Source organism: Streptomyces sp. CHD11 (genome assembly GCF_018638295.1).
Taxonomy (GTDB): domain Bacteria; phylum Actinomycetota; class Actinomycetes; order Streptomycetales; family Streptomycetaceae; genus Streptomyces.
Genome location: NZ_JABTTS010000005.1, coordinates 129,198 through 141,267 on the forward strand (window position 1 = coordinate 129,198; position 12,070 = coordinate 141,267).

Here is a 12,070-nt window from a genome sequence, read left to right on the forward strand (position 1 = left end):
CAGGCAGTGACCCACGCTCCACCCTCATCCCGGCGTAGATCACGTTCCCGGAGGAATTCCGTTGCCCAGCAAGCCGTCCGCGCGTCTCGCCGCGCTCACCGTCGCCGCCGTGTGCACCGCGGCGTCCACCATCGTCCTCGCCTCGCCCGCGCACGCGGACTCCGTTCGCATCCATGACATCCAGGGTGACACCCGCACCTCCCCGTACGCGGGCGAGCAGGTCACCGGTGTGACCGGAATCGTCACCGGCGTCCGCGCCTACGGCTCGTCCCGCGGCTTCTGGATACAGGACCCGGCGCCGGACTCCGACCCGGCCACCAGTGAGGGCGTCTTCGTCTTCACGGGGTCGTCCACCCCGCAGGGTGTCGCGGTCGGCGACGCCGTCAGTGTCTCGGGCACGGTGTCGGAGTACGTTCCCGGCGGTACCTCCTCCGGCAACCAGTCCCTGACGGAGATCACCCGCGCGTCCTTCACGGTCGTCTCCAGCGGCAACCCGGTCCCGGCCGCGACGCCGGTCACCGCGAGCTCCGTACCGGCCGCGTACACCCCGGTCCCGGACGGTTCGGTCGGCGACCTGCCGCTGCGTCCCGGCCGGTACGCGCTCGACCTCTACGAGTCGCTGGAGGGCATGAACGTCCAGGTGTCCGACACCCGGGTGGTGGGCGCCACCGACCCCTACACGGAACTCTGGGTCACGGTGAAGCCCTGGGAGCACCGCAACCTGCGCGGCGGCACGGTCTACGGCTCGTACGGCTCGCAGAACACCGGCCGGCTGCAGATCCAGTCGCTGGGCAGCCCGGCCGGCTTCCCCGACGCGAACGTCGGCGACACCCTCACCGGCGACACCACGGGCCCTCTGGACTACAACCAGTTCGGCGGCTACACCCTGGTGGCGAACACGCTGGGCGCCCTGGAGTCCGGGAATCTGCGGCGCGAGACGACCCGCCGGCAGCACCGCTCCGAACTGGCGATCGCGACCTACAACGTCGAGAACCTCGACCCCTCCGACGACACCTTCGACGCCCACGCCACCGCGATCGTGGACCACCTCCGCTCGCCCGACATCGTGTCGCTGGAGGAGATCCAGGACAACAACGGCGCTACCGACGACGGCACGGTCGCCGCGGACCGGACCCTGGCCACGCTGATCGACGCCATCGAGGCGGCGGGCGGCCCGCGCTACGACTGGCGCGCCATCGACCCGGCCGACAAGGCGGACGGCGGCCAGCCGGGCGGCAACATCCGCCAGGCGTTCCTCTTCAACCCGGCCCGGGTCTCCTTCACCGACCGTCCCGGCGGCGACGCCACCACCCCCACCGATGTCACGAAGGTCCGCGGCCAGGCGGCGCTGACCCTCTCCCCCGGCCGGATCGACCCGGCTTCCGCCGCCTTCGAGGACAGCCGCAAGCCCCTGGCCGGAGAGTTCAGGTTCCGGGGCCGCACGGTCGTCGTCATCGCCAACCACTTCGCCTCGAAGGGCGGCGACCAGGGTCTGACCTCGCAGTACCAGCCCCCGTCCCGCGGCTCGGAGACCCAGCGTCACCTCCAGGCCGCAGCGGTCCACGACTTCACCGCGAAGATCCTGAAGACCCAGAAGAACGCGCGGGTGGTCGCCCTCGGCGACATCAACGACTTCGAGTTCTCCGAGACCACCGCCATCCTGGAGGGCCGCGGCACTCTCTGGTCGGCGATCAAGTCCCTGCCCAGGCAGGAGCGTTACTCGTACGTCTACCAGGGCAACAGCCAGGTCCTGGACCAGATCCTGATCTCTGGGTCGATCCGCCGCTTCAGTTACGACAGCGTGCACATCAACGCGGAGTTCCACGACCAGATCAGCGACCACGACCCGCAGGTCCTGCGCTTCCGCCCGTAGGGGAACCACCCGGGAACGCGACTGCCCGCGGCCGGCTCAGCAGTGGTGGCGCCGCACCATCACCGCGCCGACGGCGGCGGCGACCACCGCGCCCGCGATGATCACCGGCTTGCGGTGCCGCAGGCCGGCCTGCCCGGCGTGCGCGGCGCTGCTGCGCATCTGCACGGTCATGGCCCCGGCCCGGTCCCGCAGATCGTCCGCCCGCGCCTTCGCCCGCCCCTTCACATCCATCTTCCCGGCCAACTCCTCCACGGTGTCGCCGAGTTCGTGCCGGGTCCGCTCGATCTGCTGCCGCAGCTCATCGGGCCCCTTGGCCCCCCGCCCCGCCACGGCACGCTCCGCGTCCGCGTCCACATGGGCCCCCGCGGGTGAGCCCGAGCGCCTCACGTCGTGCGTCATCGGTGCGCCCTTCCCTTGATCTCGTCCACATCGGCCTTCACACTGCCGAGCGTCTTCTCCGGTTTGGGCGGTGTGGCCCGGCGCAACTGCCCACGGCCGGCGAGGGCCAGCACCCCGGCGATGAGGAACAGCACGCCCGTGACGATCAGCGCCGCGGCCCACAGGGGCAGCACCAGGTCCAGCGCAGCGACACCCGTACCGGCCAGCGCCAGCAGCCCGGCATAACCGAACGCGCCCGCCGCCCCCAGCATCCCGCCGCCCTTCCCGGCGCGGCGGCCCTTCTCCGCCAGTTCCTCCTTGGCGAGCGCCACTTCCTGCCGTGCGAGCCGTGAGATCTGTTCGGTGGCCTGTCCGACGAGCTCGCCCACGCTGTGCTCGTCCCGAACCGGCCGTCGCTCGATGGTTCCGGTCACGATGCGCCTCCTCTCGGGTCGGGAGACCCGAGTACCCCTGCGCACCCCGCCCTATCCATAAAGCGATGCTTACGCATATCCACCGAAACGCGTAAGCGGGACTTCACGCCATGACGGGCGGGCCCACGAAGGTCCCCGGCCTGGACACGGAGACGGGCCGGACCCCCGCCGAGTGAGGATCCGGCCCGCCGGGGCAGCCCTCCGGCCGCCCACCCGTCAGTCCCAGACGTACCCGTCCCCGAGCAGCAGGAAGTGCTCCAGCACATCCTCCGCGGGGTCGTCGATCTGCCCGACGTCGGTGTTGAGCAGTGCCACCCGGTGGCCGTTGTTCGAGCCGGTGGAGGTCTCGTCCGCGTGGGCGGTGCCGGCCAGCGTCCCGCACAGCATCAGCATGGCCGCCACGCCCATCACTCCGACCACGCAGCGCAGTACGCCCCGCACCCACTTGTTCGCCATCGCCCGTCCCCAATTCCTGTATGTCAGTCGTTCCGGCGGCTGATCGGACCCTGTGTCCACCCGTTCATCTGCCAAAACGACCCGGAGGTCACGGGGAGTAACCCGTACGGGCGTGACGGACGGTTCAGTTGTGGCTGTGGAGAACGTCGTTGAGGCCGCCCCAGACCGCGTTGTTCGGGCGGGCCTCGACCGTGCCGGTGACGGAGTTGCGGCGGAAGAGGATGTGGGAGGCGCCGGACAGCTCGCGCGCCTTGACGACCTCGCCGTCGGGCATCGTGACCCGGGTACCGGCGGTGACGTACAGCCCCGCCTCGACCACGCATTCGTCACCGAGGGCGATACCGACGCCCGCCTCGGCGCCGATCAGGCACCGCTCGCCGACGGAGATGCGCACGTTGCCGCCGCCGGACAGGGTGCCCATGGTCGAGGCGCCGCCGCCGATGTCGGAGCCGTCGCCGATCACGACACCCGCGGAGATGCGGCCCTCGACCATCGACGTACCGAGCGTGCCGGCGTTGAAGTTGACGAAGCCCTCGTGCATGACGGTGGTGCCCTCGGCGAGGTGCGCACCGAGCCGCACCCGGTCGGCGTCGGCGATGCGGACGCCCTTGGGCGCGACGTAGTCCGTCATGCGCGGGAACTTGTCGACGGACGTCACGGCGAGGTGCAGGCCCTCGGCGCGGGCGTTCAGCCGCACCTTCTCGATGTCGTCCACGGCGACCGGACCGAGCGAGGTCCAGGCGACGTTGGCGAGGTGGGCGAAGATGCCGTCCAGGTTCTGGCCGTGCGGCTTCACCAGGCGGTGCGAGAGCAGGTGGAGGCGCAGGTACACGTCGTGCGCGTCGACGGGCTTCTCGTCCAGCGAGGAGATGACCGTGCGGACCGCGACGACCTCGACGCCCCGGCGGGCGTCCGGCCCGACCGCCGCGGGGGCGCCGCCGCCCAGCAGTTCGGCGGCCCGCTCGGCGGAGAGCCGCTCGGTGCCGGAAGGACCGGGGCCGGCGGCGAGCTCGGGGGCGGGGTACCAGGTGTCGAGGACGGTGCCGTCGGCGGCGAGGGTGGCGAGGCCGGCGGCCACGGCGCCGATGGCGCTCTGAGCAGTCGTGTCGGTCATAAGGGCAACCTAACCGTCCGGCGCCCACGGACGCGAACCGGTCCCCGGGCATCTCACGTGCCGGTCGAGCGCCCGCACCCGCACCGGGCGGGCACCACGCCACCAGGCCGGACCGTCCCCCGCCGGGCCCGTCGCGACGGCCCGGCGACCGGACACCACCCGGCGCCCGGCCACGGCCACGCACCGCCCACCCGCTCCGCGGCGCCCGCGACGCGTGCACCCGGCGCCACCGGCGGAGGTGCCCGCCACAGCGGACGACGGCCCCGGTCCCCCGCCCTCACCCTCACCCTCACCCTCACCCTCACCCCGCCACGATCACCCTGCTCAGCGCCTCCCGCGCGTACGCCTCGTCGTAGGGCGTGCCGGTCAGCAGTACCTGGAGGCAGATGCCGTCCACCAGGGCGACCAGCGCCCGCGCCGTGACCGGGTCCGTGCGGCGGGACAGCTGTTCGGTGAGGCCCTCGCACCACTCGGCGGCGACGGGGCGCAGGGCGGGGCGGCGCAGGGCGGCCAGATAGAGCTCGTACTCCAGCTCGACCCCGTTGCGGTCGCCGGCGAGCCATTCGCCCATCAGCGCCGCGAGTTCGGTCGCCACATCGGCGCGCGGGTCCTCGAGCCCGCCCCGCGCGGCGACCGCCTTGGCGAAGCCCTCGTTGGCCTGCCGCAGTGCGGCGACCATCAGCTCGTCGAGCGTCCTGAAGTGATACGTGGTGGAGCCGAGCGGCACGTCCGCCTCCGCGGCGACGGTGCGGTGGCTGAGCCCGGCGATGCCGCCGCGGCCCACCACGCGGATCGCCGCGTCGATGATCCGCTGGCGCCGCTCGGGGTCGTGGCGCCGGGCCATCAGTGCGCGCCGCCCACGTTCAGCACCACGACGCCGATGATGATCAGCGCGATCCCGGCGGCCTTGGTGACGGTCAGTCCCTCGCCGAGGAAGGCCACTCCGATGGTGGCGATGGCGGCGGTGCCCACCCCCGCCCAGATGGCGTAGGCCGTGCCGACTGCGATGGTTCGGAGCGTCTGGGCGAGGAGGGCGAAGGAGACGATGTATCCGAGCACGGTGAGCAGCGAGGGCCAGAGCCTGCTGAAGCCGTCGCTGTACTTCATGGCGGTGGTGGCGCACACCTCGGCGGCGATGGCTCCGGCCAGCAGCAGGTATCCCATGTGTACGAGCGTACACAACGCATCGGGGGGCCGCGCACCAGAACGGAGTGCGGGCGGAGGTCAGACGTTGAAGCCCAGCGCCCGAAGCTGCTCGCGGCCGTCGTCGGTGATCTTGTCCGGTCCCCACGGCGGCATCCAGACCCAGTTGATGCGCAGCTCGTTGACCAGGCCGTCCGTGGCGGACTTCGCCTGGTCCTCGATGACGTCGGTCAGCGGGCAGGCCGCCGAGGTCAGGGTCATGTCGATGGTCGCCACATTGGAGTCGTCGATGTGGACGCCGTAGATCAGGCCGAGGTTGACGACGTCGATGCCCAGCTCGGGGTCGACGACATCCAGCAGGGCCTCACGGACCTCCTCCTCGGAAGCCGGTTTCATCTCCACGGTCTCGCTCATGCCGTTGTCCTTTCGGCGTCGGCGCCCAGAGCCTGGGCCGTCGCGTCCTTCCACGCCATCCAGCTGAGGAGGGCGCACTTCACCCGGGCGGGGTACTTGGAGACCCCGGCGAACGCGACCGCGTCCTCCAGGATCTCCTCCATCGCGTCGTCGGGCTCGATCTTCCCCTTGGACTGCATCAGTTCCAGGAAGGTCACCTGGATCCTCTGCGCCTCGGCGAGGTCCTTGCCGACCAGCAGGTCGTTCAGTACGGAGGCGGATGCCTGGCTGATGGAACAGCCCTGCCCCTCGTAGCTGACGTCACTGATCCTCGTGCCGTCGTACTTCACGCGCAGCGTGATCTCGTCACCGCACGTCGGGTTGACGTGGTGCACCTCGGCGTCGCCATCCCGAAGCCCCCGGCCGTGCGGGTTCTTGTAGTGGTCCAGGATGACCTCCTGGTACATGGAGTCCAGCCTCACGCCTCAGCCCCTCATCCGAAGAAGTTCCGTACGTGCTCCAGGCCCTCGACCAGTGCGTCGACCTCGGCCGGCGTGGAGTACAGATAGAACGACGCCCGAGTGGTCGCAGGAATTCCGTACCGCAGGCAGACGGGGCGCGCGCAGTGATGGCCGACCCGCACCGCGATGCCCTGCTCGTCGAGGACCTGGCCCACGTCGTGCGGGTGAATGTCACCCAGGGTGAACGAGATGGCGGCGCCCCGGTCCTCGGCCGTGGGCGGGCCGATGAAACGCAGGCCCGGGACCTCGGTGAGGCGCTTCACCGCGTACTCGGTGATGGCGTGCTCGTGGGCGAGGATCTTGTCCATCCCGATGGCCGACAGGTAGTCGATCGCCGCGCCCAGACCGACCGCCTGGGCGATCGGCGGGGTGCCCGCCTCGAACTTGTGCGGGGCGGGCGCGTAGGTCGACGAACTCATCGACACGGTCTCGATCATCTCGCCGCCGCCGAGGAACGGAGGCAGGTCCTCCAGCAGTTCCTGGCGGCCCCAGAGCACGCCGATGCCGGTCGGACCGCACATCTTGTGGCCGGTGAAGGCCACGAAGTCGGCCTGCAGGGCCTGGACGTCCATGGGCATGTGCGGCGCGGCCTGCGAGGCGTCGATGCACACCAGGGCACCGACCTCCTGGGCGCGGCGCACTATCGCCTCGACCGGGTTGACCGTGCCCAGGATGTTGGACACCAGCACGAAGGAGACGATCTTCGTCTTCTCGGTGATGATCTCGTCGATGTTGGACAGGTCGAGCCGGCCGTCGTCGGTGAGGCCGAACCACTTCAGCTTCGCGCCCGTGCGCTGCGCGAGCAGCTGCCACGGCACGATGTTGGAGTGGTGCTCCATCTCCGTGATGACGATCTCGGTCTCGTGGTCCACCCGGTAGGGCTCGTCGGCCCAGCCGAGCATGTTGGCCACGAGGTTGAGCGACTCGGAGGCGTTCTTGGTGAAGATCACCTCGTCGCGGGAGGGGGCGTTGATGAACTCCGCGACCTTGTCGCGCGCGCCCTCGTACAGCGCCGTGGCCTCCTCGGCGAGCACATGCACACCGCGGTGGACGTTGGCGTTGTGGCGCTCGTAGTACTCGCTCATGGCGTCGAGCACCTGACGCGGCTTCTGGCTGGTCGCCGCGTTGTCCAGGTACACGAGCTTCCGGCCGTCGTGGACCTGGCGGTCCAGGATGGGGAAGTCCTTGCGGATCGCCTCGCCCAGAAGATCAGGCACGGTGAGGAGGCCCGGCAGCTGTGTCACTCGGATGCGCCACCCTTCACGTATGCCTCGTAGCCCTCGGCCTCCAGCGTGTCCGCCAGCTCCGGGCCGCCGGACTTGACGATGCGGCCGTTCGCGAACACGTGGACGTGGTCGGGCTTGATGTAGCGCAGGATGCGCGTGTAGTGCGTGATCAGCAGGGTGCCGACCTCGCCCGCCTCGCGGACCCGGTTGACGCCCTCGGAGACGACGCGCAGGGCGTCGACGTCCAGGCCGGAGTCGGTCTCGTCGAGCACCGCGATCTTCGGCTTGAGCAGCTCGAGCTGAAGGATCTCGTGGCGCTTCTTCTCACCGCCGGAGAAGCCCTCGTTGACGTTGCGCTCGGCGAAGGCCGGGTCCATGTTGAGGCGCTGCATGGCCTCCTTGACCTCCTTCACCCAGGTACGCAGCTTCGGGGCCTCGCCGCGGACGGCGGTGGCGGAGGTGCGCAGGAAGTTGGAGACCGAGACGCCGGGGACCTCGACCGGGTACTGCATGGCGAGGAACAGACCGGCGCGGGCGCGCTCGTCGACGGACATCTCCATGACGTCCTCGCCGTCGAGGGTGACGGTGCCGCCGGAGACGGTGTACTTGGGGTGACCGGCGAGCGCGTAGGCGAGAGTCGACTTGCCCGAGCCGTTGGGGCCCATGATGGCGTGCGTCTCGCCCTGCTTCACGGTGAGGTCGACGCCCTTGAGGATCTCCTTCGTGGCGTTGTCGGCCTCGACGGTGACGTGCAGGTCTCGGATTTCAAGCGTTGCCATGGGTGCCTCAGGACTCCTGGGAGAGGGAGACGAGCACGTCGTCCCCTTCGATCTTTACGGGGTATACGGGAACGGGGCGCGTGGCCGGAAGGCTGTCGGGCTTGCCGGAACGCAGGTCGAAGCGCGAGCCGTGCAGCCAGCACTCGATGTGGCAGTCGTCGACCTCGCCCTCGGAGAGGGAGACGTTCGCGTGCGAGCAGATGTCGTTGATCGCGAACACCTCGCCCTCGGTGCGCACGAGGGAGACCGGCGTACCGTCGAGTTCCACCCGCTTCGGGGTGTCCTCCTCCAGCTCACTCAGCCCACAGGCGCGTTGAAAGGTCATCCGACCGCGGCCTCCAGCTCCTCCTCGATCTTGGCGAGCAGGCGCTCCTCGATGTCCGGGAGGCCGATCTGCTGGACGAGTTCGGCGAAGAAGCCGCGCACGACCAGTCGCCGGGCGTCCTGCTCGGGGATGCCGCGGGCCATCAGGTAGAAGAGCTGTTCGTCGTCGAAGCGGCCGGTCGCGGAGGCGTGTCCGGCGCCGACGATCTCGCCGGTCTCGATCTCCAGGTTGGGCACGGAGTCGACGCGGGCGCCGTCGGTGAGCACCAGGTTGCGGTTCATCTCGTAGGTGTCGGTGCCCTCGGCCTTGGCCTCGATGAGCACGTCACCGATCCACACGGCGTGCGCGTCGTCGCCCTGGAGCGCGCCCTTGTAGACGACGTTGGACTTGCAGTGCGGGACGTTGTGGTCGACCAGGAGGCGGTGCTCCTGGTGCTGACCCTTGTCGGTGAGGTACAGACCGAAGAGCTCGGCCTCGCCACCGGGACCGGCGTAGGACACGCGCGGGTGGAGGCGTACGACGTCGCCGCCGAAGGTGACGACGACCGACTTGAAGGAGGCGTCGCGGCCGATCAGCGTGTTGTGCTGGGCGACGTGCACCGCCTTGTCGTCCCAGTCCTGGACGGAGACGACGGTCAGCTTGGCGCCGTCACCGAGGACGAAGTCGACGTTGGCGGCGAGCACCGCGTCACCGGTGTGGTCGATGACCACGAGGGCCTCGGCGAACGCGCCGAGCTCGATCACCTGGTGACCGTAGGCGGTGCCGCCCTCGCCGTGCACCGCGATGCGGATCGGCTCGGTGAGGACGGTCTCCTTCGCCACGGTCACGACCGAGGCCTGCTCGAAGGCGGAGTACGCCTGGGCGGCGACCCGGTCCACCGGGGTGCCGGCACGGCCGAGCCGCGCGTCGTCGCGGCCGACCGTCTCGACGGTGACGCCCTCGGGCGCCTCGACGGCGACCTTGACGCCGCCGGTGGCGGTGGCGGTGCCGTCGTGCAGACCGCGCAGCCGGTCCAGCGGGGTGAACCGCCATTCCTCCTCACGGCCGTGAGGGACGGGGAAGTCCGCCACGTCGAAGGACGGGGGCGCGCTCATGCGGGTGGCGACGGTCGACTCGGCGGCCACCGCGATCGAGCCCGCGGTGGTGCTGCCCACGGGCGGGGGTCCCCCCGCCGGAGCGTAGCCGGAGGTGGGGGAGTTCTGAGCCTCAGCCATGGCTGTCGTAGTGCTCGCTTTCCTTTGCGTAAGGGGCTTGACGGAACGGCGTGGTGCTCTAGCCGACCGCGCCTTCCATCTGCAGCTCGATCAGCCGGTTGAGCTCGAGCGCGTACTCCATCGGCAGTTCCTTGGCGATCGGCTCGACGAAACCGCGCACGATCATCGCCATCGCCTCGAACTCGGTCAGACCGCGGCTCATCAGGTAGAAGAGCTGGTCCTCGGAGACCTTGGAGACGGTCGCCTCGTGGCCCATGGACACGTCGTCCTCGCGGACGTCCACGTAGGGGTAGGTGTCCGAGCGGGAGATGGTGTCGACCAGCAGCGCGTCGCAGAGCACGTTGGACTTGGAGCCCGGGGCGCCCTCACCGATCTCGATCAGACCCCGGTACGAGGTACGGCCACCACCGCGCGCCACCGACTTGGAGACGATGTTGGAGGAGGTGTTGGGGGCCATGTGCACCATCTTGGCGCCGGCGTCCTGGTGCTGGCCCTCGCCGGCGAAGGCGATGGACAGCGTCTCGCCCTTGGCGTGCTCGCCCATCAGGTAGACGGCCGGGTACTTCATCGTCACCTTGGAGCCGATGTTGCCGTCGACCCACTCCATGGTCGCGCCCTCGTAGGCCACGGCGCGCTTGGTGACCAGGTTGTAGACGTTGTTCGACCAGTTCTGGATGGTCGTGTAGCGGCAGCGGGCGTTCTTCTTGACGATGATCTCGACGACCGCGGAGTGCAGCGAGTCCGACTTGTAGATCGGGGCGGTGCAGCCCTCGACGTAGTGCACGTAGGCACCCTCGTCGACGATGATCAGGGTCCGCTCGAACTGGCCCATGTTCTCGGTGTTGATCCGGAAGTAGGCCTGGAGCGGGATCTCGACGTGCACGCCCGGCGGGACGTAGATGAAGGATCCGCCCGACCACACCGCGGAGTTCAGCGACGCGAACTTGTTGTCGCCGACCGGGATGACCGTGCCGAAGTACTCCTTGAAGAGCTCCGGGTGCTCCTTCAGGGCGGTGTCGGTGTCCAGGAAGATGACACCCTGCTCCTCCAGGTCCTCACGGATCTGGTGGTAGACGACCTCCGACTCGTACTGGGCGGCGACACCGGCGACCAGGCGGTTCTTCTCGGCCTCGGGGATGCCGAGGCGGTCGTAGGTGTTCTTGATGTCCTCGGGCAGGTCCTCCCAGGACTCCGCCTGCTTCTCCGTGGAGCGCACGAAGTACTTGATGTTGTCGAAGTCGATGCCGGAGAGGTCGGAGCCCCAGTTCGGCATGGGCTTCTTCGCGAACAGGCGCAGGCCCTTGAGGCGGAGCTTGGTCATCCACTCCGGCTCGTCCTTCTTGGCGGAGATGTCCCGGACGACGTCCTCGTCCACACCGCGGCGCGCCGACGCTCCGGCGTCGTCACGGTCGGCCCAGCCGTATTCGTACGTACCCAGACCCTCGAGCTCGGGGTGGGCAGTCTCCGTGGGGAGTGTCATGCGGGGTTCCTCCCGGACGTGCTTTCAGATGCTTGGTGGGAAATCTTGGGGATGAACGTCGTGCAGACGCCGTCGCCGTGCGCGATGGTTGCCAGTCGCTGCACATGCGTACCGAGGAGCTCGGCGAAGAACTCCGTCTCGGCCTCGCACAGCTGCGGGAACTGCTCGGCGGCGTGGGCCACCGGGCAGTGGTGCTGGCAGAGCTGCTCGCCGACCGGTGCGCTGCGCGCGGTGGCAGCGTACCCGTCCACGCTCAGGGCCTTGGCCAGCGCTTCCGTCCGTTCCTCGGGGGCCACGCCCTCGACCGCCTTGCGGTATGTCTCGCCCTGGGCGGCGATCCTCGCGCGGGCGAACGCGGCGATCGCCTCGCTGCCGCCCTCCCGCTCGCCGATCCACCGCAGGGCGTCCACGGCCAGTGTGTCGTAGGACTGGTCGAAGGCGTCGCGTCCGCAGTCGGTCAGGGCGAAGACCTTGGCCGGGCGCCCGCGCGTGCGCGCGCCGTAGACCCGGCGCTCGCGGGCCTCCACGACGTTGTCGGCGGCCAGCGCGTCCAGGTGCCGGCGTACGGCCGCCTGGGTGAGTCCGAGACGCTCGGCAAGCTCGGCGACGGTCGACGGGCCGTGGTCCAGGACGGAGCGGGCCACACGGTTGCGGGTGGACCGCTCACCGGTTGCCAGTTCCTCGTGGGGAGCCTCGCCGACGTATTTCACAACACCATTGTTGCGTAATTCATC

The 12,070-nt window shown here is 69.7% G+C and carries 15 protein-coding genes; 1 reads left to right on the forward strand and 14 read right to left on the reverse strand.

The window, feature by feature from the left end; all coding sequences use genetic code 11:
• The first annotated feature begins 61 nt into the window (after positions 1-61).
• A complete protein-coding gene (locus HTV45_RS07225) occupies positions 62-1,873 on the forward strand; it encodes an endonuclease/exonuclease/phosphatase family protein (RefSeq protein WP_215204792.1) in 1,812 nt (603 codons plus the stop codon).
• 36 nt (positions 1,874-1,909) lie between these two features.
• Here the strand turns inward: HTV45_RS07225 and HTV45_RS07230 are convergent, their stop codons facing one another.
• The 14 genes from HTV45_RS07230 to HTV45_RS07295 form a co-directional block, all read right to left on the reverse strand.
• Positions 1,910-2,272 carry a DUF3618 domain-containing protein gene (locus HTV45_RS07230; protein WP_215204793.1) on the reverse strand — a complete coding sequence of 121 codons (363 nt, stop codon included), beginning with the start codon at positions 2,270-2,272 and terminating at the stop codon, positions 1,910-1,912.
• On the reverse strand, positions 2,269-2,685 hold the full coding sequence (locus tag HTV45_RS07235) for a phage holin family protein (protein WP_215204794.1): 417 nt from the start codon (positions 2,683-2,685) through the stop codon (positions 2,269-2,271). The genes HTV45_RS07230 and HTV45_RS07235 overlap by 4 nt, the downstream gene beginning before the upstream one ends.
• A gap of 216 nt (positions 2,686-2,901) precedes the next feature.
• Complete coding sequence (locus tag HTV45_RS07240; protein WP_215204795.1) at positions 2,902-3,141, reverse strand: hypothetical protein; 240 nt, start codon at positions 3,139-3,141, stop codon at positions 2,902-2,904.
• Positions 3,142-3,265: 124 nt separating this feature from the next.
• Entirely contained in the window at positions 3,266-4,255 is a 990-nt protein-coding gene (gene dapD / locus HTV45_RS07245; protein ID WP_215204796.1) for a 2,3,4,5-tetrahydropyridine-2,6-dicarboxylate N-succinyltransferase, read from the reverse strand.
• 301 nt (positions 4,256-4,556) lie between these two features.
• Positions 4,557-5,099, reverse strand: coding sequence for a TetR/AcrR family transcriptional regulator (locus HTV45_RS07250; protein WP_215204797.1), 543 nt, complete (start codon positions 5,097-5,099; stop codon positions 4,557-4,559).
• The gene (locus HTV45_RS07255; protein ID WP_215204798.1) at positions 5,099-5,419 is read right to left on the reverse strand and encodes a multidrug efflux SMR transporter; all 321 of its coding nucleotides are present in this window, start codon (positions 5,417-5,419) and stop codon (positions 5,099-5,101) included. The genes HTV45_RS07250 and HTV45_RS07255 overlap by 1 nt, the downstream gene beginning before the upstream one ends.
• Positions 5,420-5,479: 60 nt before the next feature.
• Positions 5,480-5,812: a metal-sulfur cluster assembly factor gene (locus HTV45_RS07260; protein ID WP_103542438.1), complete on the reverse strand. Its 333-nt coding sequence runs from the start codon at positions 5,810-5,812 to the stop codon at positions 5,480-5,482.
• The gene (gene sufU / locus HTV45_RS07265) at positions 5,809-6,273 is read right to left on the reverse strand and encodes a Fe-S cluster assembly sulfur transfer protein SufU (protein ID WP_215204799.1); all 465 of its coding nucleotides are present in this window, start codon (positions 6,271-6,273) and stop codon (positions 5,809-5,811) included. Before sufU ends, HTV45_RS07260 begins: the two co-directional genes overlap by 4 nt.
• 11 nt (positions 6,274-6,284) lie before the next feature.
• Positions 6,285-7,556 (reverse strand): cysteine desulfurase, encoded by a 1,272-nt coding sequence (locus tag HTV45_RS07270; protein WP_215204800.1) that lies wholly within the window; start codon positions 7,554-7,556, stop codon positions 6,285-6,287.
• Positions 7,553-8,317, reverse strand: coding sequence for a Fe-S cluster assembly ATPase SufC (sufC, locus tag HTV45_RS07275; RefSeq protein WP_215204801.1), 765 nt, complete (start codon positions 8,315-8,317; stop codon positions 7,553-7,555). The genes HTV45_RS07270 and sufC overlap by 4 nt, the downstream gene beginning before the upstream one ends.
• 7 nt (positions 8,318-8,324) lie before the next feature.
• Positions 8,325-8,642, reverse strand: a complete 318-nt coding sequence (locus tag HTV45_RS07280) for a non-heme iron oxygenase ferredoxin subunit (RefSeq protein WP_215204802.1) — start codon at positions 8,640-8,642, stop codon at positions 8,325-8,327.
• Positions 8,639-9,856, reverse strand: a complete 1,218-nt coding sequence (gene sufD / locus HTV45_RS07285) for a Fe-S cluster assembly protein SufD (protein ID WP_215204803.1) — start codon at positions 9,854-9,856, stop codon at positions 8,639-8,641. Before sufD ends, HTV45_RS07280 begins: the two co-directional genes overlap by 4 nt.
• A 58-nt stretch (positions 9,857-9,914) precedes the next feature.
• Complete coding sequence (gene sufB, locus HTV45_RS07290; RefSeq protein ID WP_215204804.1) at positions 9,915-11,336, reverse strand: Fe-S cluster assembly protein SufB; 1,422 nt, start codon at positions 11,334-11,336, stop codon at positions 9,915-9,917.
• Positions 11,333-12,046 (reverse strand): metalloregulator ArsR/SmtB family transcription factor, encoded by a 714-nt coding sequence (locus tag HTV45_RS07295; protein ID WP_215204805.1) that lies wholly within the window; start codon positions 12,044-12,046, stop codon positions 11,333-11,335. The genes sufB and HTV45_RS07295 overlap by 4 nt, the downstream gene beginning before the upstream one ends.
• Positions 12,047-12,070: the final 24 nt, after the last annotated feature.